This is a genomic window from Aeromonas sp. Marseille-Q7275 (genome assembly GCF_965119515.1).
Genome location: NZ_CBCPLW010000006.1, coordinates 101,225 through 124,589, shown reverse-complemented (window position 1 = coordinate 124,589; position 23,365 = coordinate 101,225). Strand labels below are relative to the sequence as shown.

Annotated in this window: 19 protein-coding genes and 4 pseudogenes; 13 read left to right on the top strand and 10 right to left on the bottom strand. The window is 64.8% G+C overall.

From position 1 onward, the window contains the following. Nucleotides 1-101: 101 nt before the first annotated feature. The 3 genes from ACWPWQ_RS07860 to ACWPWQ_RS07850 form a co-directional block, all read right to left on the bottom strand. Nucleotides 102-1,766, bottom strand: coding sequence for an AMP-binding protein (locus tag ACWPWQ_RS07860; protein WP_454009488.1), 1,665 nt, complete (start codon nucleotides 1,764-1,766; stop codon nucleotides 102-104). Nucleotides 1,767-1,865: 99 nt separating this feature from the next. Further along, a complete protein-coding gene (locus ACWPWQ_RS07855) occupies nucleotides 1,866-2,144 on the bottom strand; it encodes a YfcL family protein (RefSeq protein ID WP_005332956.1) in 279 nt (92 codons plus the stop codon). Between the two features lie 108 nt (nucleotides 2,145-2,252). Beyond that, entirely contained in the window at nucleotides 2,253-3,368 is a 1,116-nt protein-coding gene (locus ACWPWQ_RS07850; RefSeq protein WP_454009487.1) for an ATP-NAD kinase family protein, read from the bottom strand. 118 nt (nucleotides 3,369-3,486) lie between these two features. Between ACWPWQ_RS07850 and ACWPWQ_RS07845 the strand changes: the two genes are divergently transcribed. Continuing rightward, complete coding sequence (locus ACWPWQ_RS07845) at nucleotides 3,487-4,209, top strand: TerC family protein (protein ID WP_404838290.1); 723 nt, start codon at nucleotides 3,487-3,489, stop codon at nucleotides 4,207-4,209. A gap of 81 nt (nucleotides 4,210-4,290) precedes the next feature. On the opposite strand, the gene aroG is transcribed toward ACWPWQ_RS07845, so the two are convergent. From aroG to ACWPWQ_RS07820, 5 genes are all read right to left on the bottom strand, one after another. Next, on the bottom strand, nucleotides 4,291-5,346 hold the full coding sequence (gene aroG / locus ACWPWQ_RS07840; protein WP_265437431.1) for a 3-deoxy-7-phosphoheptulonate synthase AroG: 1,056 nt from the start codon (nucleotides 5,344-5,346) through the stop codon (nucleotides 4,291-4,293). Nucleotides 5,347-5,553: 207 nt separating this feature from the next. Beyond that, nucleotides 5,554-6,834, bottom strand: coding sequence for a 3-phosphoshikimate 1-carboxyvinyltransferase (gene aroA, locus ACWPWQ_RS07835; RefSeq protein ID WP_162519157.1), 1,281 nt, complete (start codon nucleotides 6,832-6,834; stop codon nucleotides 5,554-5,556). A gap of 172 nt (nucleotides 6,835-7,006) precedes the next feature. Continuing rightward, complete coding sequence (gene serC / locus ACWPWQ_RS07830) at nucleotides 7,007-8,095, bottom strand: 3-phosphoserine/phosphohydroxythreonine transaminase (protein ID WP_454009486.1); 1,089 nt, start codon at nucleotides 8,093-8,095, stop codon at nucleotides 7,007-7,009. A 225-nt stretch (nucleotides 8,096-8,320) separates the two neighbouring features. Further along, a complete protein-coding gene (locus ACWPWQ_RS07825) occupies nucleotides 8,321-9,250 on the bottom strand; it encodes an electron transfer flavoprotein subunit alpha/FixB family protein (protein WP_454009485.1) in 930 nt (309 codons plus the stop codon). Nucleotides 9,251-9,353: 103 nt separating this feature from the next. Next, nucleotides 9,354-10,106 (bottom strand): electron transfer flavoprotein subunit beta/FixA family protein, encoded by a 753-nt coding sequence (locus ACWPWQ_RS07820; RefSeq protein WP_454009484.1) that lies wholly within the window; start codon nucleotides 10,104-10,106, stop codon nucleotides 9,354-9,356. A gap of 126 nt (nucleotides 10,107-10,232) precedes the next feature. Between ACWPWQ_RS07820 and ACWPWQ_RS07815 the strand changes: the two genes are divergently transcribed. From ACWPWQ_RS07815 to ACWPWQ_RS07790, 6 genes and pseudogenes are all read left to right on the top strand, one after another. Beyond that, nucleotides 10,233-11,888 carry an electron transfer flavoprotein-ubiquinone oxidoreductase gene (locus ACWPWQ_RS07815; RefSeq protein ID WP_454009483.1) on the top strand — a complete coding sequence of 552 codons (1,656 nt, stop codon included), beginning with the start codon at nucleotides 10,233-10,235 and terminating at the stop codon, nucleotides 11,886-11,888. 18 nt (nucleotides 11,889-11,906) lie between these two features. Next, nucleotides 11,907-11,984, top strand: a complete 78-nt coding sequence (locus tag ACWPWQ_RS07810) for a hypothetical protein (protein WP_454009528.1) — start codon at nucleotides 11,907-11,909, stop codon at nucleotides 11,982-11,984. A 24-nt stretch (nucleotides 11,985-12,008) separates the two neighbouring features. Further along, a pseudogene (locus ACWPWQ_RS07805) lies at nucleotides 12,009-12,089 on the top strand (4Fe-4S dicluster domain-containing protein); the annotation flags it as partial. Between the two features lie 28 nt (nucleotides 12,090-12,117). Beyond that, complete coding sequence (locus ACWPWQ_RS07800; RefSeq protein WP_454009527.1) at nucleotides 12,118-12,186, top strand: hypothetical protein; 69 nt, start codon at nucleotides 12,118-12,120, stop codon at nucleotides 12,184-12,186. A gap of 310 nt (nucleotides 12,187-12,496) precedes the next feature. Beyond that, a complete protein-coding gene (gene corA, locus ACWPWQ_RS07795) occupies nucleotides 12,497-13,444 on the top strand; it encodes a magnesium/cobalt transporter CorA (RefSeq protein ID WP_005332981.1) in 948 nt (315 codons plus the stop codon). Nucleotides 13,445-13,572: 128 nt separating this feature from the next. Continuing rightward, nucleotides 13,573-14,031: pseudogene (locus ACWPWQ_RS07790) on the top strand (DUF2919 domain-containing protein). A gap of 18 nt (nucleotides 14,032-14,049) precedes the next feature. Here the strand turns inward: ACWPWQ_RS07790 and ACWPWQ_RS07785 are convergent. After that, nucleotides 14,050-14,794 (bottom strand): annotated as a pseudogene (locus tag ACWPWQ_RS07785) (hypothetical protein). A 262-nt stretch (nucleotides 14,795-15,056) separates the two neighbouring features. On the opposite strand from ACWPWQ_RS07785, the gene ACWPWQ_RS07780 reads away from it, so the two are divergent. From ACWPWQ_RS07780 to ACWPWQ_RS07760, 5 genes are all read left to right on the top strand, one after another. After that, entirely contained in the window at nucleotides 15,057-16,292 is a 1,236-nt protein-coding gene (locus tag ACWPWQ_RS07780) for an MFS transporter (RefSeq protein WP_454009482.1), read from the top strand. Nucleotides 16,293-16,350: 58 nt separating this feature from the next. Next, complete coding sequence (locus tag ACWPWQ_RS07775; RefSeq protein WP_139435299.1) at nucleotides 16,351-18,324, top strand: siderophore amonabactin TonB-dependent receptor; 1,974 nt, start codon at nucleotides 16,351-16,353, stop codon at nucleotides 18,322-18,324. A gap of 75 nt (nucleotides 18,325-18,399) precedes the next feature. Then, a complete protein-coding gene (locus ACWPWQ_RS07770; RefSeq protein ID WP_043132296.1) occupies nucleotides 18,400-19,416 on the top strand; it encodes an amonabactin ABC transporter permease subunit 2 in 1,017 nt (338 codons plus the stop codon). Nucleotides 19,417-19,427: 11 nt separating this feature from the next. Further along, nucleotides 19,428-20,510 (top strand): amonabactin ABC transporter permease subunit 1, encoded by a 1,083-nt coding sequence (locus ACWPWQ_RS07765; RefSeq protein WP_454009481.1) that lies wholly within the window; start codon nucleotides 19,428-19,430, stop codon nucleotides 20,508-20,510. A 43-nt stretch (nucleotides 20,511-20,553) separates the two neighbouring features. After that, on the top strand, nucleotides 20,554-21,348 hold the full coding sequence (locus tag ACWPWQ_RS07760) for an amonabactin ABC transporter ATP-binding protein (protein ID WP_454009480.1): 795 nt from the start codon (nucleotides 20,554-20,556) through the stop codon (nucleotides 21,346-21,348). 75 nt (nucleotides 21,349-21,423) lie between these two features. On the opposite strand, the pseudogene ACWPWQ_RS07755 reads toward ACWPWQ_RS07760, so the two are convergent. Next, nucleotides 21,424-22,147 (bottom strand): annotated as a pseudogene (locus ACWPWQ_RS07755) (4'-phosphopantetheinyl transferase family protein). 206 nt (nucleotides 22,148-22,353) lie between these two features. Here ACWPWQ_RS07755 and ACWPWQ_RS07750 point away from each other — a divergent pair. Next, nucleotides 22,354-23,292 (top strand): ABC transporter substrate-binding protein, encoded by a 939-nt coding sequence (locus ACWPWQ_RS07750; protein WP_454009479.1) that lies wholly within the window; start codon nucleotides 22,354-22,356, stop codon nucleotides 23,290-23,292. Nucleotides 23,293-23,365 lie beyond the last annotated feature (73 nt).

Here is a 23,365-nt window from a genome sequence, read left to right as displayed (position 1 = left end):
GCCACTGGCTCCCCTTTGTCATTTGATTTTTTAATGATGTGGCGCTTTGCATTGATTTGCCAAATGCCCAGAGGGGCCCGGGAGGCCCCTCGTCGGCCCTGTCAGGACTCCCAGATGATGGTCCTGACACCGGACCAGCGTTCCCCGATATCCGCGTATTGTTGCTCCAGCAGGTGGCGGCGGATCTTCATGGTGGGGGTCAGCACCCCGTTCTCGATATTCCAGGGGCTCTTGACCACCAGGATGCCGCGCAGGCGGGCATGGGACTCGAGCTGGCCGTTGACCCGGGTCAGGGCGGCCTCCAGCTGGGCGTCGACCGCTCCCCTGTCCCCCTTCATGGCGCTCTCGGCCAGCTGCACCAGGGCGACCGGCTGCGGCATGCCGTAACCGATGACGCACAGCTGCTCTATGATGGGCTCCTGCCCCAGCAGCCCCTCGATGGGCACGGGGGCCACGTACTTGCCCTTGGCGGTCTTGAACACGTCCTTCATCCGGCCCGTGATGGTGAGGTAGCCCTCCCGGTCCAGCTTGCCCATGTCGCCGGTGTGGAGCCAGCCGTCGTCATCGATGGCCTCGCGGCTGTGCTCGGGATCCTTGTAGTAGCCCAGCATCATGCCGTCGCAGCGGCAGAGGATCTCCCCCTCGTCGGAGATCTTGATGGTCACCCCGGGCCCGGCCTTGCCGACGGTGCCTATCTTGTCGGCCCGGAACGGGAAGTTGAGGGTGGAGTAGGCGTGGTTCTCGGTCATGCCCCAGGCCTCGGTGATCTCGAGCCCTATGCTGTGATACCACTCCAGCAGGGCCGGGGCCACCGGGGCCGAGCCGCAGCCCAGCACCCGCGCCTGATCCAGCCCCAGCCCCTTCTGCAGCTTGCTCTTGATGAGGCTGGAGACGAGGGGGATCTTGAGCAGCAGCGCCAGCTTTTTCTGGGGCAGCTTCTCGTGGATCTTGATGCGGAACATGGCCCACAGCCGCGGCACCGAGATGAAGACGGTGGGACGGCAGCGCTTGACGTCCTCGATGAAGGTGTCGAGGGATTCGGGGAAGGCGATGGTGGCGCCGCTGAACAGGCTGCCACCGTAGATGTAGACCCGCTCCGTGATGTGGGCGAGCGGCAGGTAGGAGAAGCCGCGATCCGCCGCCGTCAGGGAGACCGCCTCCACCAGCTTCTCGCAGGACCAGGCGTAGCGCTCCACGCTCAGCATGGCGCCCTTGGGCTTGCCGGTGCTGCCGGAGGTGTAGACCAGGCTCAGCAGGGCGTCCGGCGCCTGCACCGGGCTGTCCGGGATGGGCTCATGGGCATCGAGCAGCGCGTCCCACTGGTGGGCGGCCGGCATGGTGTCGTACGGCAGGGCGATGCGCAGCAGATCCGCGGGCACCCCCGCCTCCTGGCTCTTCCAGTCGTCCAGCTTGCCGACGAAGATCGCCTTGGCCTCGCTGTGGCGCAGCACGTATTCGATGGTGTCGACGTTGGCGGTCGGATAGATGGGCACGCTCACGTAGCCCCCCATCTGCATCGCCAGATCGGCGATGAACCACTCTGCACAATTCTTGGAGAGCAGGGCCACCTTGTCCCCCGGCACCAGCCCCAGATGACGCAGTGCCGTCACCATGCGGCGCGCCTCGTCGGCGACCTCACCCCAGGTGAAGTCGACGTATTCGCGGTGGATGGTCTGGCGAAGATAGATCCGGTCGGGACACTGCCGCTCCCAGTGATAGAGCATCTCGAGCGGCAGTTTGGTGGCAATGCGTGAGGTGGAGGCCATAGTTTAATCCCTGAAACAAAAGGCGAGTCTCATTATTAACCTTTTGATAACACTCAGGGAAGCAGATTACTTAAACTTCTGTTTGAATTGCGAATGGGATCAAGCTTCCGCCTGCTGCTGCAGCCGCTTCCACATCTCCTGCACCAGCACCTCGTCCTGCTCGGAGAGCTCCCCCTGCAGGATGGCCTCGTTCAGGCTGCGCAGCACATAGCTCTTTACGTCCCGCACTAGCGTCTTGCCCTCCAGCTCGGCGCGCGCCACCGCCAGCGAGATATGACCCCGCAGGTAGCCGCCCGCAAACAGCTCGTCCTCGCTGGCCGTGGCGACCATGGCGTCGATCAGTCCCAACAACTTGTGTTCAAAATCGTGAATCGTCATTTAACGCAGCCTCATTTCCGGGATTGCCGGCAAAAAATTCGGGGGAGTGGAACCGCGATCCGGTTGATCGCGGCTCTCTGGCGCCAGGCCAGCCGCATCCTTGATGTCCTATTCCGGGTTGGCCACCGGGTAGATGACCTGATCCTTGTATCCCGTGGTGATGCGCAGATAACCACGTAACGACCGGTTCAGTGCCGGATCGTCGGTATCCACCAGCAGCGGACGGCCCTCGAGAGCCGCCAGCTTGGACTTGGTGGCGAGCACCTGGATATGGTCTCGCCCGACGGCCCGGATCACGTCTGGACTCAATTGCTGATTTCCGCGCCCGAACAGATGTCCCTGGCCACCGATCAGGGTGATGATCAGGCGGCAGCGACGGCCGCGGATCCGGGTCAGGATCTCGGCGGCGGAGAGATCCTGCCCGATAAGCCGGCCATTTTCCACCAGATCCACACCGAGCAAGGTATTTTCGAGACCGAGCTCCCCCATGCAGGCGGCCACCGTGCTCCCCGACCCCATCAGGTAGAGGGTATCGGGCTCCATCTGCTCCACCACCCCGGCGGCAAGATCGGCGAGCACCAGCTCCTCGGACTCCCGCCCGCCTTGCTTGACCGCCTGGACGTAGCGCAGATCCCCGGGCACCAGCAGCTGGCCGTAGTGGCGGGCACGCACCTTGCCGGCGCGAAACGCCTCCTCGTCGATGTCCATCACCTCCGCATCCACCAGACTCAGGAGCTCACCCGCTATCATCCGCGCCGCCACCCGGCCGCTCGCCGCCGGGGTCACGCCGTAGACCCCGGAGTGGATCTTGCACCCCGCCGGGATGCCGAGCACGTGGCAGGACTCCCCCACAGCCGCGCAGATGTCCCGGGCTGTGCCGTCGCCACCGGCGAAGAGCAGCAGATCCACCCCCGCCTCCCGCAGGGCCAGGGCGGCGGCGCGGGTGTCCTCGGCGCAGGTCTGTGCCCCGGCTGGCTGGTAGAGGATGCGATGAGGCAGATGCAGCTCGGCGGCGAGCGTCTCCCCCATCTCCCCCGCCACCGTCAGCAGCTCGAACGGCGTGGTCAGCTCGCACAGGGGCAGCAGGGCCTGGCGGGCCCGCTCCCGGGCCTTGGGGACGGCGCCCCGCGCCAGCGCCTCGGCCACCATGCCGTCACTGCCCTTGAGACCGACGGCCCCGCCGATGCCGGCGATGGGGTTGATGATGAGCCCTAATCGAAACATGTTTTCCTCCCGTTGGATGGCAGCCATTTTTATCTTTTCCCGCCACTGGGACAAGCCATAACCCCCTGCTAGAATGCGCGACTTCACCCCTCAATCAAAGTTCAACCAAGGTTCTATCATGCTGGAATGGATTGCTGACCCCTCCGCCTGGGTCGCGCTCGCCACCCTGACCCTGCTCGAGATCGTGCTGGGCATCGACAACATCATCTTTATCTCCATCCTGGTGGGGCGCCTGCCGGAAGCCCAGCGCCAGAAGGCGCGCATTCTGGGACTCGGACTCGCCATGGGCACCCGCATCCTGCTGCTGCTCTCCCTCGCCTGGGTGATGCGCCTCACCGAGCCGCTGTTCAGCGTGCTGAATGAAGCCATCTCCGGCCGGGATCTGATCCTGCTGGTGGGGGGCCTGTTCCTCATCGCCAAGAGCACCCACGAGATCCACCAGAGCCTGGAGGGCGCCGCCGAGGAGCCCGGCATGGTGAGCAAGACCGCCGGTTTCATGTCGACACTGGTGCAGATCGCCATCCTCGACATCATCTTCAGCCTGGACTCCGTCATCACGGCCGTCGGCATGGCGGACCACGTGCCTGTCATGGTGCTGGCCATCGTCATCGCCGTCGGCGTCATGATGTTTGCCGCCAAGGCCATCGGCGACTTCGTCGACACCCACCCCACCATCAAGATGCTGGCCCTCTCCTTCCTGATCCTGGTCGGGGTCGCCCTGATGGCCGAAGGGCTGGATCTGCACATTCCGAAGGGTTACATCTACTTCGCCATGGCCTTCTCGCTGGTGGTGGAGATGATCAACATCCGCCTGCGTGGCCACCAGGAGCGGGCCAAGTAAGCCCTCTTCCCGAGCCAACAAAAAGCGCGACCGAAGTCGCGCTTTTTTTATTGCCGTGAGCGGGGCATCCCCGCCCCGGCTTCAGAGTGCGTTGCGGGTGGCGACCGCATCGGCCAGATTGCGCAGCAGCACCTCGGTATCGGCCCAGCCGATGCAGGCATCGGTGATGCTCTGGCCGAAGGTGAGCTCGCACCCTTCCACCAGATCCTGACGCCCTTCCACCAGGTGGCTCTCCACCATGACACCGAACACCGCCTTGCTGCCGGCGCGCAGCTGACCGGCCACGTCCTCGGCCACCAGCATCTGGTTCTTGAACTGCTTGCTGCTGTTGGCGTGGCTGAAGTCGATCATCACCTTCTGCGGCAGACCCGCCTTGTCCAGCCCCTTCACCACCTCATCCACGTGGGCGGCGCTGTAGTTCGGCTCGCGGCCGCCGCGCAATATGATGTGACAATCCGGGTTGCCGGCGGTCGAGACGATGGCGGAGTGGCCGTACTTGGTCACCGACAGGAAGTGGTGCGGGGCGCTGGCGGCGCCGATGGCATCGATGGCCACCTTGATGGTGCCGTCGGTGCCGTTCTTGAAGCCCACCGGGCAGGAGAGACCGGAGGCCAGCTCGCGGTGCACCTGGGACTCGGTGGTGCGGGCACCGATGGCGCCCCAGCTCATCAGATCCGCCACGTATTGCGGGGTGATCATGTCGAGGAACTCGGAGGCGGTCGGCAGCCCCATGTCGTTGAGATCCAGCAGCAGCTTGCGACCCAGGCGCAGGCCGTCATTGATCTGGCAGCTGTTGTCGAGGTAGGGGTCGTTGATCAGCCCCTTCCAGCCCACCGTGGTGCGCGGCTTCTCGAAGTAGACCCGCATCACGATCTCCAGCTGATCTTTCAGCTCGTCGCGCAGGGTCTTGAGGCGCTTGCCGTATTCCAGGGCGGCCACCGGATCGTGGATGGAGCAGGGACCTATCACCACCAGCAGGCGCTGATCGTCACCGGCCAGGATGTTGTGGATGGCCTGACGGGATTCAAACACGGTGGACGAGGCGGTCTCGGTCGCCGGAAACTTCTCAAGCACCGCAACCGGGGGCAATAACTCTTTGATTTCACTGATACGAACGTCGTCGGTTTGATGCTGCATGACCAAGTTTCCTGCTAAATGACTGCGATGAAGAAACTTCAATCTAGCCCGCGACCGGGACGGTGTAAATAGAAAATTACATTCTTGGACAAGGAATTTTATCAGCACACCTTGCAAGTTTGGATAATGCTGCTAGGGGCGCTGGCAAACCGGGGAGAAGACGGGAGGCATAAACGAACGGGCCCGCACAAGGCGGGCCCGACGGACTCAGGCCTGGCTGATGCTGGCCAGCTTGGTGAAGTAGTCCGGGAAGGTCTTGGAGGTACAACCCGGATCATTGATGGTCACCGCGGTATCGGAGAGCGCCACCAGGGAGAAGCACATGGCGATGCGGTGATCGTTGTAGGTGTCGATGGCCGCGTGCTTGAGCTGCTCCGGCGGAGTGACGGCGATGAAGTCGTGCCCCTCCTCCACGTCCACCCCCAGCTTGCGCAGCTCGGTCGCCATGGCGTGCAGGCGATCCGTCTCCTTCACCCGCCAGTTGTAAATGTTGCGAATGGCGGTGGGCCCCTTCGCAAACAGCGCCGCCACGGCGATGGTCATGGCCGCATCCGGGATGTGGTTCATGTCCATGTCGACGCCGTGCAGGGGGGCCTGCTCGGCCTCGATGAAGTCGTCACCCCAGGTGATGCGGGCGCCCATCTTCTCCAGCACGTCGGCGAAGTGGATGTCTCCCTGGATGCTGTGCTTGCCGATGCCGGTGACCCGCACCTTGCCCTTGATGGCACCCGCCGCGAGGAAGTAGGAGGCGCTGGAGGCATCCCCTTCCACCAGGAAGTCACCGGGGCTGACATAGGTCTGGTTGCCCTTGATGTAGAACACCTTGTAGTCATCGTGCTCGATGACCACCCCGAACTGCTTCATGATGTGCAGGGTGATGTCGATGTAGGGCTTGGAGACCAGCTCCCCCTTGATGTGGATGCGGGTGTCACCCGCCGCCATGGGGGCCGCCATCAGGAAGGCGGTCAGGAACTGGCTGGAGACGGAGCCGTCGACGTGCACGTCACCGCCCCACAGCCCCTTGGCGTCCACCACCAGGGGCGGATAGCCATCTTTTTTCAGATACTGGATATGGGCACCCGCTTCGCGCAGGGCATCCACCAGATGGCCGATGGGACGCTCCTCCATGCGCGGCTCGCCTCCCAGCATGTACTCACCGGAGCCCAGACAGAGCGCCGCACAGAGCGGGCGCATGGCGGTGCCGGCGTTGCCGAGGAAGAGGTTGACCGGTGCCGATACCGCAAAGCTGCGACCCAGGCCATGCACTGTGCACTCCGTCTTGTCGGCGGAGAGCTTGTACTTGACCCCGAGCTGGGTCAGCGCCGCCAGCATGTGGCGGATGTCATCGCTGTCGAGCAGGTTGGTCAGCCGGGTAGTGCCTCGTGCCAGGGCTGCCAGCAGCAGGGCACGGTTAGAGACACTTTTGGAGCCAGGCAGATTGACCACCCCGGCCACGCTAGAAATGGGTTCCAAACGCAACGAATTCATAGACTTCCTGTACAATCTCAAGTAAATCACCTGACCGGACGTTAACAGCCCGCGCCCCGCGCGGCAAGACCGTCTGTGGCACAAAACCGGGGCAACCGGGCTGGCGGTCAGGATCTTCTGGAAAAACAGACGCCGGGGAGTCCCCGGCGCCTTGCTATCGGGGGAACAGGCCTCAGCCGTGGCGCTTGGCAAAGCCATCCATGAAGCTGACCAGGGCCTTGACCCCTTCCAGCGGCATGGCGTTGTAGAGGCTGGCGCGCATGCCGCCGACGATGCGGTGCCCCTTGAGCGCCAGCAGACCGGCCGCTTCCGACTCCGCCAGGAACTGCTTGTCCAGGGCCTCGTTCTTCAGCTGGAAGGGCACGTTCATGCGGGAGCGGCAGGCCGCGTCCACCTTGTTGCCGTAGAAGCTGGAGTCGTCGAGGTAGCCGTAGAGGAAATCGGCCTTCGCCTTGTTGCGCGCCTCCATCGCCTCCAGCCCGCCCTGTTCTTTCAGCCACTCGAACACCAGACCGGCCAGATACCAGGCGTAGGTGGGGGGGGTGTTGAACATGGAGTCGTTCTTGGCGGTGAGCTGGTAGTCGAAGATAGAGGGCACATCGGCACGGGCCTGATTCAGCAGGTCGTCCCGTACGATGGCGATGGCCAGCCCAGAGGGGCCTATGTTCTTCTGGGCACCGGCGTAGAGGATGCCGAAGCGGCTCACGTCGATGGGACGGGAGAGGATGGTGGAGGAGAGATCCGCCACCAGGGGGACATCGCCGGTGGCCGGGATGTCGAACATCTCGATGCCATCTATGGTTTCGTTCGGGCAGTAGTGCACATAGGCCGCGTCGGCACGAAACGCCGGGGTCGGCAACAGGTGGCTTATCCCCTGCTCGTTCTTCGCCACCCCCTGGAAGGTCTGGATCTCCCCGTATTTCTGGGCCTCATCCACGGCGCTCTGGGCCCAGACGCCGGTCAGCAGGTAATCGGCTCGTCTGTTGGCGCCGCCAAGCAGGTTCATGGGCACGGCAGAGAACTGGCCGCGACCGCCGCCGTGCATGAAGAGCACCTTGTAGTTGTCCGGCACCGCCAGCAGATCCCGCAGATCCGCTTCGGCCTTCTCGGCGACCGCCATATAGGGCTTGCCGCGATGGGACAGCTCCATGACCGAGGCTCCCAGCCCCTGGAAATTACAAAATTCGCGCTGGGCGCGCTCCATGACTTCAACCGGCAACATGGCGGGGCCGGCGCAGAAGTTGTAAATCTGTTTGCTCATGACGCTTTCCGTGAATGGATGAGTGTGATCGATGACTTGAATGTTTTTACACGACAGGCCCCCGTGGGGGCAAAGGCTTTTTGGGATCCAGCGCAACCTTTTGCCTCACCTGGCCGATGTCGCCGCCATGGAAAAAGCCCTGAACGGGCCAGGGCTTGCAGAGAACATGCATGGAAACGGGGGCGAGACAGCACAGACGGCTTTCTGCGCCCCCTTTTGGCACATTTACAGCTTGGCGGTGAGCTCAGGCAGTAGAGTGAAGAGATCCCCCACCAGGCCGTAGTCCGCCACCTGGAAGATGGGGGCCTCGGCATCCTTGTTGATGGCGACGATCACCTTGGACTCCTTCATCCCCGCCAGATGCTGGATGGCCCCGGAGATGCCGATGGCGATGTAGAGCTCGGGGGCCACCACCTTGCCGGTCTGTCCCACCTGCAGATCGTTGGCCACGAAGCCTGCGTCCACCGCGGCCCGTGAGGCACCCACAGCCCCGCCGAGCTTGTCGGCCAGCGCCTCGATGAGGGCAAACTGCGCCTTGGAGCCGAGCGCCCGTCCGCCTGAGACCACCACTCGCGCCGCGCCGAGCTCGGGCCGTGCGGATCGCACCGCGCGCCGCTCGATGAGCCGGGTCCGGCAGGCCAGCTCGGGGACGGGAAGGTGCTCTACCCTGGCCTCAGCCCCCCCGCTCTCGGCGCCTGGGAAGGCCGATGCCCGTATGCCGAGCACCTTGACGGGCGCCGTACTCGCCACCCGGGCAATGGCGTTGCCCGCATAGAGGGGGCGCAGGAAGGTATCCGGCCCCTCGATGCCCGTCACCTCGGAGATCATCTCCACCCCCAGCCTGGCCGCCACCCGCGGCAGCAGATCCTTGCCGTGACTGCTCGCCGCCATCAGGCAGTGCTGGTAATCCCGCACCACGGGGGCCAGCAGTCGATCGAGCCCGTCATTGAGCCCTTCCGCCAGCATGGGGTGCTCGGCCAGCAGCACCCGGTTAACCCCCTGCAAGGAGGCCGCCTGCTCCCCCGCCTCCGCCAGACCCTGACCCAGCAGCAGCAGGTGAACCTCGGCGCCCAGCTGAGTCGCCGCCGTGACCAGACGGGCGGCGCTGTCCGCCAGCTGGCCCTGATGATGTTCGGCAATGATGAGTACGCTCATGGCAGCACCTTGATGTCGTCCGTTGATCTTCCTGTCCGTTCGCCAACGCGCTCGCTGGCGGCAACCAGTTGGCCCGCGGGATAGGCCGTGCCCCTCAATGCGCTCATGGGATCACCTTGGCTTCGTTCTTGAGCTTGTCCAGCAGCTCGTCCACCGAGCCCACCCTGACGCCGGCGCGCCGGGGGGCAGGTGCCATTACCCCGAGCAACCGAGTCTGACCGGCGGGCTCGACCCCCAGGGCCGCAAAGGGGGCGCTCTCGAGCGGTTTGCGCTTGGCCTTCATGATGTTGGGCAGCGAGGCGAAGCGGGGTTCGTTGAGGCGCAGATCCACGGTCACCACGGCAGGCAGCCCCATGCCGAGGGTCTCGAGACCGCCGTCTATCTCGCGGGTCACCTGCAGCTCCCCCTCCACCAGACTGACGGCGGAGGCGAAGGTGGCGAGCGGCCAGTCGCACAGGGCCGAGAGCATCTGGCCCACCTGGTTGTTGTCAGAGTCGATGGACTGCTTGCCGAGCAGCACCAGATCTGGCTGCTCCTGCTCGCACACCTGTTGCAGGGCACGGGCCACGGTGAGTGGAGTGAGCGTCTCGTCGGTGACATAATGGCGGGCCCGATCCGCCCCCAGCGCCAGGGCATGGCGCAGCTGTTCGGCCGCCGCCTCCGGGCCCAAGGTCACCACCACCAGCTCGGTGGCCACCCCGGCTTCGCGCAGCCTCACCCCCTCCTCCACCGCGATCTCACAAAACGGGTTGATGCCCATCTTCACATTGGCGAGCTCCACATCGGAGCCATCGCTCTTGACCCGGATCCTGACGTTGAAATCAACGACCCGTTTGACAGCGACCAGCAGCTTCATGGCGGTCATCCCTCGTATCGGTTGAGTGAATCCATTTTGCACTCTCACACTTTTATGCTGACAAAATGGTTTACGTTTACGTAAACTACCAGCACTACCCTAGGCCAAGTCGAGCGCAGAGGCAAGATGGAACGCGAAGCAATGGAATTTGATGTCGTCATCGTCGGTGGCGGCCCGGCTGGCCTCAGCGCCGCCATCGCATTGAAGCAGCAGGCCCCGGCTCTCTCGGTCTGCCTGCTGGAGAAGGGGGCGGAAGTGGGCGCCCATCTGCTCTCCGGCGCCCTGCTCGATCCCGTCGCCCTCAAGGAGCTGCTGCCGGCGCGCTGGCAAGAGGCCCCCCTCGGCGTACCGGTCACGGATGACCAGGTCCATCTGCTGCAAAGCGCGTCCAGCGCCCTACGACTGCCCCGCTGGGCGGTACCGCCGCGCATGCACAACGACGGCTGCCACATCATCAGCCTCGGCAACCTCTGCCGCTGGCTCGCCCGGGAGGCCGAGGCGCTCGGGGTCGAGATCTACCCCGGCTTCGCGGCGAGCGAGCTCATAGTGGAAGAGAACAGGATAAGAGGGGTGCTGACGGGGGATCTGGGTCTCGACAAAGAGGGCAACCCAAAGCCGGATCACGTGCCCGGCATGGCACTCTATGGCCGCTACACCCTGTTCGCCGAAGGAGCCCGCGGCCACCTTGGCAAGCAGCTTGGCGCCCTGTTCACGCTGGAAAAAACCGCCCAGCCCCGGCACCAACCGCAGCACTATGCCATCGGCTTCAAGGAGCTGTGGCAGGTGCCCGCCGGTCAGTCCCATCCCGGCCGCGTGCTGCACGGCAGCGGCTGGCCGCTCGGGGAGCAGCGGGGCAGCAAGAGTCAGGGGGGCTTCTATCTCTATCATCTGGCGGATAACCAGGTGGCGGTCGGCCTCATCGTCGATCTCAACTACCAGAATCCCTGGCTCAGTCCGTTCGACGAGTTCCAGCGCCTCAAGCACCACCCTCTTATCGCCCAGACCCTGCAGGGGGGGGAGCGCATCAGCTACGGCGCCAGGGCCATCACCAAGGGGGGCTGGCACTCCCTGCCCCGCATGCACTTTCCCGGCGGCCTGCTCATCGGCTGCGATGCGGGCACCCTGGATTTCTCCCGCATCAAGGGCATTCACACCGCCATGAAGTCCGGCATGCTGGCGGCCGCCACGGTCGCCATGAGCCTGCGCGGCGGCGATGAGGGCGGGCGGGATCTCGCCGAGTATAGCGATGCGCTGCAACAGAGCTGGCTGGCCCGGGAGTTGATCGCGGCCCGCAACTTTGGCGCCGCCCTGCACCGTTTCGGCCCCTGGCTCGGCGGCGCCTTCAACTGGCTGGAGCAGCGGCTGTTCCCCCGCGCCTCTCCTTTTACCCTGCTGGACAAGGTGCCGGACTATCGCCAACTGCGCCTGGCCAGCCGCTGCCAGCCCATCGACTACCCCAAGCCGGACGGGCGGCTCAGCTTTGACAAGCTCTCTTCGGTGTACCTGGCCAACACCAGCCACGACGAGGATCAGCCCTGCCACCTCAAGTTGCAGGACGAGCGCATCCCGGTGGCGGTCAACCTGCCCACCTGGGCCGAACCCGCCCAGCGTTACTGCCCGGCCGGGGTGTTCGAGATCCTGAATGGGGATACCCAGCCAAGGCTGCAGATCAACGCCGCCAACTGCATTCACTGCAAGACCTGCGACATCAAGGATCCCAGCCAGAACATCGTCTGGACACCGCCCCAGGGAGGATCCGGCCCGAACTATCCCAATATGTGATGGGCAAGGACCTGCAACATCAAGGATGTGCAGCCCCAGAACATCGTCTGGACCCCGCCCCAGGGAGGCTCGGGGCCGAACTATCCCAATATGTGACCGGCGCGGTTCGGGCTGAGGCCTGACATCAAGGATGCGCAGCCCCAGAACATCGTCTGGACCCCACCTCAGGGAGGATCTGGCCCGAACTATCCCAATATGTGATGGTGCAAGGACCTGCAACATCAAGGATGTGCAGCCCCAGAACATCGTCTGGACCCCGCCTCAGGGGGGATCGGGGGCGAACTCCCCCAATATCTGACCGGTGCGCTCCAGACCTGAGTCTGAAAACGCCAAAGATGCCCAGTCCCGGGGAGGCAGAGCAGCGCATTCTTTGAAGCGGTAACGGGATGTCAGTAGCTGCTCCGACCTCGCCGTTTTTTTGAGCAAACAGGCTGAAGCCCCGATGAATAGCCCCTGACAAGCGGGGCCCGCCCCTGTATAGTTCGCCGCATTCAGGTTGTCCATCGGCCTCGTTATGCTATTTCATGGGATCGCTTTCTGTGCGATCTAAGGCCGCATGAACCTGTGCAACCATCCCTGATTACCCATGACTTCTTAAGGGGGGACAGATGATCACCGCCTACATTCTCAACAACAAGGTGCTGGACATAGTCACGCTCGGGCCGGACGACATAGTCCCCGACAACACCGTCTGGCTGGATGCCTACAAGCCGGATACGGCGGAGCGAGAATGGTTGACGGGCCTGTTTCTGGAAGAGGTCCCCGACAAGGAAGAGCTGGACGACATAGAGGCGTCCGCCCGTTTCTACTGGGACACAGATGGTCTGCACATCCACTCCCTGTTCCCCCAGCGCATCGGCCGCGACACCAAGGGTGTCCACGTCTCCTTTACCCTGCGCAACAACCTGCTGATCAGCATTCGCGAGGATGACATCGGCCTGGTGCGCCTGCTGCGCCACTACATGCGTCAGGACCGGCTGGAGGTGGAGAACGCCCTCGACATCCTGCTGGAGGTGCAGAACCTCAAGGTGGAGTACCTCTCGGATCTCATCGAGGATGGCTACAAGACCCTGGAAAACACCGCCGATCAGATCTTCGAGCCGGATCAGATCAACTCCATGCTCAAGGAACTGATGGCCCAGGAAGAGGCCAACGGCCAGATCCGTCTCTCCCTGCACGATACCCGCCGTGCCCTGCGCTTCCTCAAACGCAGCCTGCGCCAGCGCATGACAGGGGAGCAGAACAAGTGGATCGACGAGATGCTGCACGACGTGGAGTCCCTCTTGCCCCACACCCAGTTCCTGTTCGACAAGATCAACTTCCAGCTGGAGGCCTCCATGGGGGTGACCAATCTGGAGCAGAACAAGGTGATCAAGATCTTCTCGGTGGCCGCGGTGATCTTCCTGCCGCCGACGCTTATCGCCAGCATCTACGGCATGAACTTCGGCCGCATGCCGGAGCTCGCCTGGGAGTACGGCTATCAGATGTCGCTGGTGCTGATGGTAATGTCGTCGCTCGGCACCGGCCTCTTCTTCAAACGCAAGGGCTGGCTGTAACGCCATCCAGCGTCAGACAGGCTGCACAGAGATTGGGGGCATGGCCCCCGATTCATTGCCCCGCTTGCAAAGCGCCGCTCCCCGCCCCATATCCCCTGCATCAATAGTTCAACCCCGGAACGGGCCTTATGACCCTCTACCCCGAACATCGCTACGACGATCATGGCCAGCTGCGCCCGCCACTCTGGTTCTGGCCCATCGCCCTCTTGCTGACCCGCTCGGTCTGGCTGTTTCTGATGGCGGCGTCACCTGGGAGAGCGGCAGCGCCATCCTGACCCTCTTCTACCCGACAAGATGAGCCTCTATCTCGGCCTGTTGACGGACGTGCCCGCCATGCTGGCGCTGCTCGCCTGCGGCGGCACCTATCAGCAGACCCAGGGCATTCGCGCCAGACTCAGGCGCCACAGCCGGGGCCTGCTGCTCTGCTCCACCGCGAGCGGTCTGGTGATGCAGCTGCACAGCCTCAATCTGCAGGCGTGGTCGTTCAGCTGGCCCACCGCCCTGGTGCTGGTCGCCAGCCTCTGGGCGCTCTGGTATCTGCTCGAAGAGCCCAGCTGCGGGATTACACCCGGGATCAACCCCATTAACAGGCGCCGTCGGCCGCCTCATTGACGGGTGACCCGGATCTGCAGGGTCTGGCGTTCGCTGCCGCTCGCCACCCCGACCTGTGACGGATTGGATAGCGCGCCCCCTGACCCTCCTGGCTGGTGGAGAGCTCCCCCACCGTCAGCCACTGACCCGGGGCGCCGCTCACCTCGGTGGCGCTCTGGCCGGTCTTGATGTCGCCCTGCCTAGCCTGGCCTGCTCGCTGCTGAGCGCTATCTGTACCCTGTCCCCTATCAGGGTGGCGGTGGCGTAGAGACCGCTTATCAGCGGCATCATGGCCACCACCCGGCCTCCCTGCCAGCGATAGAAGGTGACCGGCTGATAGGAGCCCATCTGCAGCAGCACGGGCCGCCCCGAGAGGCCGCGCACCTGCCTTTGGTCCTGCGGGGGGCGTGGGTACCCCCCGCCCCCCCCCCCCCCCCGCCGGCGCCGTTTGGCTTTTTCTTTGCCCACCCCTCCCCCCCCCGGCCGGCTGCCGGACGCCCCCGCCCCCCGCCACTCGATGAGCAGGCTCTGGGGCGGCTGGTTGAGCTTATCCAGCACCCTCTCGGCCTCCTGCAACTGGGCGGGCGTCCCGCTCAGCACCAGCTGGTTGCCCATGGCACTGACCCCAAGCTCGGGGTAGAGCTCCTTGAGGGTCTGCACCGTCCCCTCGGCCTCAAACACCGGGATGACCTTCACCTCGGCCTGCAGGGGCAAGGCCCAGAGTCCGCAACACCCGAGCACCCAACACCAAGCTCTCATCCTCGTCTCCCTCTTGCCGTCTCTCATGGCGTCTCTCTCATCACTCCTTGCGATCATGGGCCATGGCGCCCCGATTGCAATGGCAAGGGGCAAGCTGCCTGGCCCAGGACGATATCATGAAGGTCCTTTTCCGGCTCGCTTTAGAGCCCAAACCAAAGACTCATTGAGAGACCACTCAATACAAATAAAAATGGTTATCATTTGTTGTCACGACAATATCCCTCGGATACAATTCGGACTCATTTTTTCGAGTCAGCCTCTGATGAAGCCAGAACCTGTCGTCTCCTCCCCTGCTGCCATCCATCTGGCCCTGCTGATCAACATGCTCTCCATGGGTAGCATGATGATGGTGATGCCGCTCGGGCCCGATCTGGTGACCAGCCTCGGCATGGCCCCGGAGCAGACAGGTTACTTCAGCGGCGGCGCCACCCTGGGAGCCGCCCTGATGGGACTCCTTGCCGCCCCCTGGCTCGATCGGGTCAATCGCAAACCCGCCCTGCTGGTGCTGCTCACCTTGCGTTTTCTGCTGCTGATGGCCTGTGCCCTGGTGCAAGACAGCCAGCAACTGCTGCTGCTCTTCATCCTGTCCGGCTGCGTGGCCGGGCCCCTTGCCGCCATCCTGATGGCCGCCGTGCTGGACCTGGTGCCACCGGCCGAGCGTGGACGCCGCCTCGCCTACGTGGGCATGGCGTTTTCACTTGCCGCCATCCTGGTGGTGCCCGTCGCCCTGGTGTTGGCCCAGTGGCTCGGCTGGCAGAGCCCCTTCCTGCTGTTTGGCGCGAGCGGCCTACTGCTGGCCCTGCTCTGCGCCCGCCTGCTGCCTTCGTTGCCGGTCAGCCGCGCCCCGCAGGGCCAGGGGCTGCGCCAGTTGCTGGGATCGCCGCTCTGTCAGGGAGCCCTGTGCATCCTCTGTCTGCAGATGTTCGGCCACTTCCTGCTGATCCCGCACTTTGCGAACTACTTCCAGTTCAACCTCGGTTTCCCGCGCCAGCAGATCGCCGCCCTCTATCTGTGCGGCGGCCTCGCCAGCATGGCCACCATGCGCCTGTGCGGCGGCTGGATAGACCAGGGCCGCGCCCAGGGCGCCATCTTGCTCACCAGCCTGCTGCTGGCCCTGGTCACCCTGCTCGGCTTCGCCCTGCCCGTCTACCTGCCCGTCTACCTGCTGTTCACCCTCTTCATGGCCCTGAGCTCGGCCCGCGCCAGCACCACCCTCGCGGTCACCGCCGCCATTCCGGCCCCCCATCAGCGCGCCGCCTTCATGTCCTTCCAGGGCACGGTCACCAATGTGGCGGCGGGCCTCGGCAGCCTGATCTCCGCCAGATATCTGGTCTCAGACGAGGGAGGCGCATTGCACGGTTTCTCCACCCTGGCCTGGATCAACATAGGCTGCGGCCTCTTGGCCTGCACCGGCGTCTGGTTCCTCATCCGGGGACTGGAGCGGACAAGAGATAACAATAATCCTGCCTCTGGTACTGCCAGACAAGGAAGTCAGTGAGCATTTGGGCCCACCGTGCCCAACCCCATAACCTCTGTTTATTCATGGAGTTTTGACAATGCAGTTGCAGCATGGCGTATTTCGTTTGAACCCGATTTTGCTCTCTCTCGGCCTGCTGGCCGTACCGGGCCTGGCCCAGGCAGAGTCGGTCAAGGCCAACGAGACCATGGTGGTCACCGCCACCCAGACCAAGCACACCGAGCTGTCCGCCCCGGCCAGCGTCTCGGTGGTGACCCGTGCCGATCTGGACAAGATGAACGTCAACAACATCGGCGATGCCCTCAAGCACGTGCCGGGCGTCAACATCGTCTCCACCAACCCCACCGGCCGCAACGAGATCAAGATCCGCGGCATGGGGGGTGACTACACCCTGCTGCTGATCAACGGCAAGCGGGTCAACGCCCGCGAGACCCTGGGCAGCGCCTACGGCAACGACTTCGACTTGAGCTCCATCCCCATGGCCGCCATCGAGCGCATCGAGGTGATCCGTGGTCCCGTCTCCTCCCTGTACGGGGCCGATGCCCTGGGGGGCGTGGTCAACGTGATCCTGCGCCAGGCCAAGGAGAAGACAGAGGCAGCCGTCGGTTACACCCACAGCATGCCCACCGAGGGTGATGGCGGCGATGCCAATCAGGCCAGCGCCTATGTCTCCGGCGCCCTGATCGACAACAAGCTGCTGGGCAGCGTGGTGGTGGAAGGCTATCAGCGCGACAACTGGAAGAGCGATCAGTCCAACAACCCGGACGCCGATGCCCTGGAGAAGCGTGAAGTGGTCAACGTGCTGACCAGCCTGAAGTGGCTGGTGGCGGACAACCAGGACATCGACTTCGATCTGGGTTACAACCAGAACGACATGGACAGCTACTTCAACAACGTGCCCCGTGCCCCGACCGCACCGGCCACCCCCCACAACGTGCAGAACCTGGATCGCCTGAGCCTGGGGCTGACCCACAACGGCCGTTGGGAGCACTTCGACAGCCGCGCTCGTTACTACTTCGAGCAGATCGATCTGATGGATGACTCCCAGCTCAATGGCGGCGCCGCCGACATCACCCAGACCAACAACACGGTGGACGGTCAGGTCAGCGGTTACCTGGGTGATCACCTGCTCACCTCAGGCGCCGAGCTGCGCAAGACCGAGCTGGAGCACAGCCGCAACATCGCCAATGGCAGCGTGGATGCGACCCAGAGCGCCGTCTACCTGCAAGACGAGTTCGGCTTCGGCGATCTGGCCCTGACCCTCTCCGGTCGTCTGGATCACCACGAGACCTATGGCACCGAGTTCAGCCCGCGCGCCTACGCCCTCTACACCCTGACCGACGAGTGGGTGATCAAGGGTGGCGCCGGCAAGGCGTTCAAGGCCCCGACCCTGGCCCAGTCCAGCGAAGGCTTCTCCACCACCGCCTGCCGCGGCGCCTGCCAGGTCATCGGCAACCCGAACCTGAAGCCGGAAACCGCCGTCAGCTACGAGCTGGGCACCGCCTACGAGGCCGCGCGCTTCGGCGCCGGGGTGACCGGCTTCCACAACGAGATCGAGGATCTGATCCAGAGCGATCAGTGGGGCCCGGGCTACCGTCCGACCGTGATGACCTACCTCAACGTCAAGGAGGCCCGTATCAAGGGTCTGGAGCTGACCGGCTGGGTCGACGTGCTGGACAACGTCAAGCTGACCGGCAACTTCACCCTGCTGGACTCCGAGGACAGGAGCACAGGGGACGATCTGGCCAAGACCCCGGATCACACCGGCAACCTCGGCCTGGACTGGCAGGCGAGCGAGCTCGTCAGCGCCAACCTGGCCTGGCAATATGTCGGCAGCCAGGTGATCAAGGTGCCGGCCCGCAACTCCCAGGCGTTCACCTCCAAGCACTACCAGACCCTGGACGTGAACACCAACTGGACCGTCACCCCGGCGCTGGACTTCAAGCTCGGCATCACCAACCTCACCAACACCAAGCGTGACGAGGTGGCCACCGACGCCGACTTCATCCTGGAAGGACGCACCGTCTACGCCGGTGTCGATTACAAGCTGTAAGCTCTCCCTGCGGGAGCCCCGAGATCGGGGCTCCCTTTTTGCGTTTCTACTGCCCCGTATCAAAGGAGTTGTTGCGTGCTCAGATACCAAGCACAGCTGTTCTGGCTCGGAGTGCTGCTCCTCTTACTGCTGATTTCTCTGTCACTGGCCACAGGTGCCGGTGTCTATGGTGGCCGCGAGGTCGCCGGTTTCCTGATGGGCGATCCCGCCTTCCTGGCCGATGAAAAACTCGCCATGATAGTCAATACCCTGCGCCTGCCCCGCACCCTGGCGGCCCTGGTGGTGGGGGTCTGTCTCGCGCTCGCCGCCTCCATGCTGCAGAGCGCCACCCGCAACCCCCTGGCCGAGCCCGGCCTGCTCGGGGTCAACGCTGGCGCCGTCTTCGCCCTGGTGATCGGCCTCACCTGGTTTGGCGTCGAATCCGCCTACGGTTACCTGCTCTGGTCCGGTATGGGGGCCCTGCTTGGCAACCTCATCGTGCTCGGCCTCGGCCTCATGGTGGGGCGCTCCAACCCCCTCAAGCTCATCCTGGTGGGGGTTGCCCTCTCCGCCACCTTCGGCGGCCTCTCCAACTTCCTGCTGCTCTCCAACCGGGTGGTGCTGGAGCAGTTCCGCTTCTGGAACTTAGGATCCCTTGCCGCCTCCAGCCTGGAGTCCGTGCTGACGGTCACCCCCTTCGCGCTGGCCGCCCTGCTGCTGACCCTGGCGCTCTGCCGCCAGCTCACCCTGATGCAGATGGGGGACAACCAGGCCCAGGCCCTCGGCATCCGGCCGACCCGGGTGCGCATCGGCGTGCTGCTCGCCGCCACCCTGTTCACCGCCTGCGCCATCGCCATCGCCGGGCCCATCGGCTTCGTCGGCTTCCTGGCCGCCTACTGCGCCCGCCTGGTGGAGCCGGTGCGCCTGGCCATCCAGGTGCGCTTCTCCGCCCTGTTCGGGGTGCTGTTCCTGCTCGGTGCCGACATACTGGCGCGCTGGCTGCTGCAGCCGTTCGAGCTGCCCAACGGCGTCATTCTGGCGCTGATCGGCGCCCCCGTGCTCATCCTGGTGGTGCGCAGCGGCGGCTTTCGCTCCCTGCTGGCCGTCAAATAAGGTGCCCTCCCATGAACAATCCCATGAATGACACCCTGCCGGGCTCCCTGCCCGGGACCCCACTCCCCACCGGCACCCTGCTCTTGCGCCTCGGCCGCCGCACCCTGCTGCTGGAGCGCCGCGCCTGGCTCGTCACCCTGGCGCTGGTGCTCGCCCTCACCCTGCTCTCCCTGCTGGCCCTGACCCTGGGCTCAGGCAAGATCACCATGCCGGGGGTGATCCAGACACTGCTTGGAGAGGGGAGTCGGCTCGACCAGGTGACAGTGTTCAAGATCCGGCTGCCGCGCATCGTCGCCGTGCTGGTGGCCGGCGCCGCCATGGGCCTCTCCGGCTGCCTGGTGCAGACCCTGGTCCGCAACCGCCTCGCCACCCCGGACATGATAGGGGTCAACGAGGGGGCGTCCCTTGCCATCATCATCTTCTCCCTCTACCTGACCCTCGGCAGCTGGCCCTGGTGGGCCGCCCCCTTCGGCGCCCTGTTTGCCGCCGCCGTGCTCTACGCCCTGTGCAACAAGCCGGGGGAGCAGGGCTACCTGTTCGTGGTGATCGGCATCGGCGTCTCCGAGCTGATGAACGCCATCGGCCAGTTCGCCATGTCCACCCAGTCCCTGGTGCACCTCACCAGCCTTTATCTCTGGAACATGGGCAACTTCGTCGGCCAGGGCTACGGCACGGTGCTGCCGGTGGGGATACTGATCCTGCTGGTCTGCCCCTGGGTCGTCTATCTCTCCCGCGCCCTCGGCGTGCTGCGCCTCGGCCCCGTCACCGCCAAAACCCTGGGGGTGAACGTGAACCGGGTGCAGCTCGGGGTACTGGCCCAGGCCATCATAGTCGCGGCCCTTGGCACCGCCATCGGCGGCCCCGTGGTCTTCATCGCCATGGCGGCCCCCATACTCGCCTCCTGGCTCTCCCGGGATCGCATAGTGCCGCTCTGGATTGCGGCCCTGTGCGGCGCCCTGATGCTGCTCGCCAGCGACACCCTGGTTCGGGTGCTGGCCAGCCCCCACGAGGTGGCCACCGGCATCATGACCCGCATTCTCGGCGGCCTGCTGCTGCTGTTCATCCTGATCAAAGACAGACAACGGGCGGACTGACCATGCCCTTCATCCATTTCCAAGACAGACCGAGGGCCGCCTGATGACGCTCACCGTGAATCGACTCCATTTCAGCTATCAGCACAAGGCCATCTTCAAGGAGATCTCCCTCTCCATCCCCCAGGGCAAGCTGGTGGGTATCGTCGGCCCCAACGGGGGCGGCAAGTCCACCCTGCTCAAACTGCTGGCGGGCCAGGAGCAGCCCCAGTCCGGGGAGATACTGCTCAAGGGCAAGCCCCTGGGGAGCTATGGCATGAAGGCCCTGGCCCGGGAGCTGGCCTACCTGCCCCAACGCCCCCTGGTGCCGCCCGGCATCCGGGTCGAGCAGCTGGTGCAGTATGGCCGCCATCCCCATCAGGGCTGGTTCACCCAGTGGAGCGAGGAGGACGCCCGCATGGTGGGCTGGGCCAGGGAGCGGATGCAGCTCGATGCCATCTGGCAGCAGAGCGCCAGCTCCCTCTCCGGCGGCCAGGCCCAGCGGGTCTGGCTCGCCATGGTGCTGGCCCAGGATGCGGATCTCATCTTGCTGGACGAGCCCACCAGCGCCCTGGACATAGGCCACCAGACCGAGGTGATGGAGGCCATCCACAGGGTCGCCGCCGAGGGCAAGACGGTGCTCATCGTCATCCATGATCTCGCCACCGCCGCCCGCTACTGCGACGAGCTGATTGCCCTGGGGGACGGCGGCATCCAGGCCATGGGCCCGGCCCGGGAGGTGGTGACCAAGTCCCTCATCGATCGGCTCTACCAGACCGACGTGGACATACTGCACGCCCCCGGCGACGGAGCCCCCGTCATAGTGCCCCGCAGGCGCGTCGACCATGCACAGTCGGCCTGAGCCGGATAGCAAGAAACCGCCTGATGGCGGTTTCTTTGTCTGGGCAGTGGCGTGGCGCGAGAGCCCGGGCGCCGCTCACAGCAGCAGGGTGGTGAGCACGCCCCCTGGCAGCGGCTGCCAGCGCAGGGTGCAGCGCCAGCCGGCCGGCAGGGTCGGCGTCAGCGGGACCTTCAGCTCCAGGGTGAGGCTCTGGGCCGTCATCCCCAGCCAGCGGGCATCGAGAAAGTCGAAGTAGCGCCCCACCCTGGGATGGAGCGCCTTGAACAGGCTCTCCTTGGCGGAAAACACCAGGGTCAGCCCTCCGGCCCTGTCCAGCCCGAGCGCGCGGGCCCCGCCCTCCAGTCGCCCCCACTCATCCTCATCGACTATGCCGGGCCAGAGCTGACTCCCCTGCTCCGGCCCCAGCCAGGCCTCCAGATCCAGCCCCATCCCCCTCTGCGGGGCGCACCCCGCACAGCGCCACCCCCTGCCCCGCCAGCTGGCTGTGGCTGATGCTCCCCTCCATTCCCGCAGGCCAGAGGGGCTCCCGGGCGCTCCCGATGGCCACCCCATTCCCCGCAAGGCCAAAGGGGCGCAGGGCCTCGCGGGCCGCCAGCCTACCGGCCAGAAACTCCCCCAGCCGCTTGGGGGCCGCACGCTCCAGGCTGGCGGGCAGCGCCATGTCGTGGGCCGCGAAGCAGGCGGGGGTAAAGGCGGCGGCATCGAAGCAGATGCGATGCAGGGTCAAGGGGGGCGTTCCCGGCAGCAACAGGTGATCCCGTTGCAAAAGGAAGGCGGTGAGAGGGGATAAGGGGGGCATCTGGGCTCCTCGCAATGGCGCCTCATGGTAACAAAACCCCAAGGGCAGACACCACAAATACAAATGACAATGTTTCTCACTTGCGCTTCTGTGATAGCATGTCCCCGCCCATTTGGACCCCGGTTTCAGGCTGGCAGGCACGACCAACAGGGGCCGCCCTGCATGGGCCAAGCGTGCCGCCGATTTCACCCATTAAGGATGTAACCATGAAGATCTTCTCCCCCCTGGCCGCCGCGCTCATGCTGGCCAGTCTGGTCGGCTTTCAGGCCCAGGCAGGCACCCGCCAGGTGCTCGATGCCAACGGCCAGACCCACACTGTCCCCGATGCGCCCCGGCGGGTCGTGGTGCTGAGCGAGCTCGATCTCGACAGCGCCCTCACCCTGGGGGTGCAACCGGTCGGTACAGTCAACGGCCGCGGCCAGTCCACCCTGCCCCGCTATCTGCTGGACATGGCGGGCAAGGAGATCCAGGTGGTCGGGGATCTGGACAACCCCAATCTGGAGAAACTCATCGATCTGGAGCCCGACCTCATCCTCACCGGCCAGACCAAGCCCGAACTCCTGGCCCTGCTCAAGGAGATAGCCCCCACAGTCGTCACCGGCAACTGGGGCGAGCCCTGGAAAACCGTGTTCAACCGCAGCGCCAATGTGATGAACAAGGAGGCCGAGGCCAAGGCCTTCCTCGCCCGGTATGACGCCCGCCTGACAGAGGCCCGCAGCAAGCTCGCCAAGCACCAGGGGGAGCAGGTGAGCATAGTGCGCTGGAACCCCAAGGGGCCTAGCTACATGCACGGCGGTACCTTCGCCAGCAGCGTGGTCACCGAGATGGGGCTGGCTCGCCCTGCCCACCAGATCGGCGACAAGAGCCCCCACTCCCCGGCGCTGAGCCTCGAATCCCTCAACCTGCTGGACGGTGACTGGCTGGTGGTCGGCACCCTGAGCACCAGCGGCGATGCGGTGGATGCCATGAAGCAGGCCGAGCAGACCCCGGCCTTCCAGCAGCTTGGCGCCATCAAGGGCAAGCGCTTCGGTGCCGTGGACGGGTCGCTCTGGACCTCCACCGGCGGCCCCCAGGCGGCCCTCAAGGTGATCGACGACGTCGAGCAGCTGCTCACCAAGCCGGACGCGGCCCCCATCGCGCACTGATCCCCATCTCGGTTGACTGCCAACAAGAAGCCCGCTTGATGCGGGCTTCTTGTTATCCATGGCTCGGCAGTAC

What these genes read in the sequence shown, in the direction of transcription:
- ACWPWQ_RS07855 (WP_005332956.1), bottom strand. Translation starts at nt 2,144, where the DNA reads ATGACGATTCACGATTTTGAACACAAGTTGTTGGGACTGATCGACGCC.
- ACWPWQ_RS07850 (WP_454009487.1), bottom strand. Translation starts at nt 3,368, where the DNA reads ATGTTTCGATTAGGGCTCATCATCAACCCCATCGCCGGCATCGGCGGG.
- ACWPWQ_RS07775 (WP_139435299.1), top strand. Translation starts at nt 16,351, where the DNA reads ATGCAGTTGCAGCATGGCGTATTTCGTTTGAACCCGATTTTGCTCTCT.
- ACWPWQ_RS07760 (WP_454009480.1), top strand. Translation starts at nt 20,554, where the DNA reads ATGACGCTCACCGTGAATCGACTCCATTTCAGCTATCAGCACAAGGCC.
- aroA (WP_162519157.1), bottom strand. Translation starts at nt 6,834, where the DNA reads ATGAATTCGTTGCGTTTGGAACCCATTTCTAGCGTGGCCGGGGTGGTC.
- ACWPWQ_RS07825 (WP_454009485.1), bottom strand. Translation starts at nt 9,250, where the DNA reads ATGAGCGTACTCATCATTGCCGAACATCATCAGGGCCAGCTGGCGGAC.
- ACWPWQ_RS07820 (WP_454009484.1), bottom strand. Translation starts at nt 10,106, where the DNA reads ATGAAGCTGCTGGTCGCTGTCAAACGGGTCGTTGATTTCAACGTCAGG.
- corA (WP_005332981.1), top strand. Translation starts at nt 12,497, where the DNA reads ATGATCACCGCCTACATTCTCAACAACAAGGTGCTGGACATAGTCACG.
- ACWPWQ_RS07750 (WP_454009479.1), top strand. Translation starts at nt 22,354, where the DNA reads ATGAAGATCTTCTCCCCCCTGGCCGCCGCGCTCATGCTGGCCAGTCTG.
- ACWPWQ_RS07815 (WP_454009483.1), top strand. Translation starts at nt 10,233, where the DNA reads ATGGAACGCGAAGCAATGGAATTTGATGTCGTCATCGTCGGTGGCGGC.
- ACWPWQ_RS07780 (WP_454009482.1), top strand. Translation starts at nt 15,057, where the DNA reads ATGAAGCCAGAACCTGTCGTCTCCTCCCCTGCTGCCATCCATCTGGCC.
- aroG (WP_265437431.1), bottom strand. Translation starts at nt 5,346, where the DNA reads ATGCAGCATCAAACCGACGACGTTCGTATCAGTGAAATCAAAGAGTTA.
- ACWPWQ_RS07765 (WP_454009481.1), top strand. Translation starts at nt 19,428, where the DNA reads ATGAACAATCCCATGAATGACACCCTGCCGGGCTCCCTGCCCGGGACC.
- serC (WP_454009486.1), bottom strand. Translation starts at nt 8,095, where the DNA reads ATGAGCAAACAGATTTACAACTTCTGCGCCGGCCCCGCCATGTTGCCG.
- ACWPWQ_RS07845 (WP_404838290.1), top strand. Translation starts at nt 3,487, where the DNA reads ATGCTGGAATGGATTGCTGACCCCTCCGCCTGGGTCGCGCTCGCCACC.
- ACWPWQ_RS07860 (WP_454009488.1), bottom strand. Translation starts at nt 1,766, where the DNA reads ATGGCCTCCACCTCACGCATTGCCACCAAACTGCCGCTCGAGATGCTC.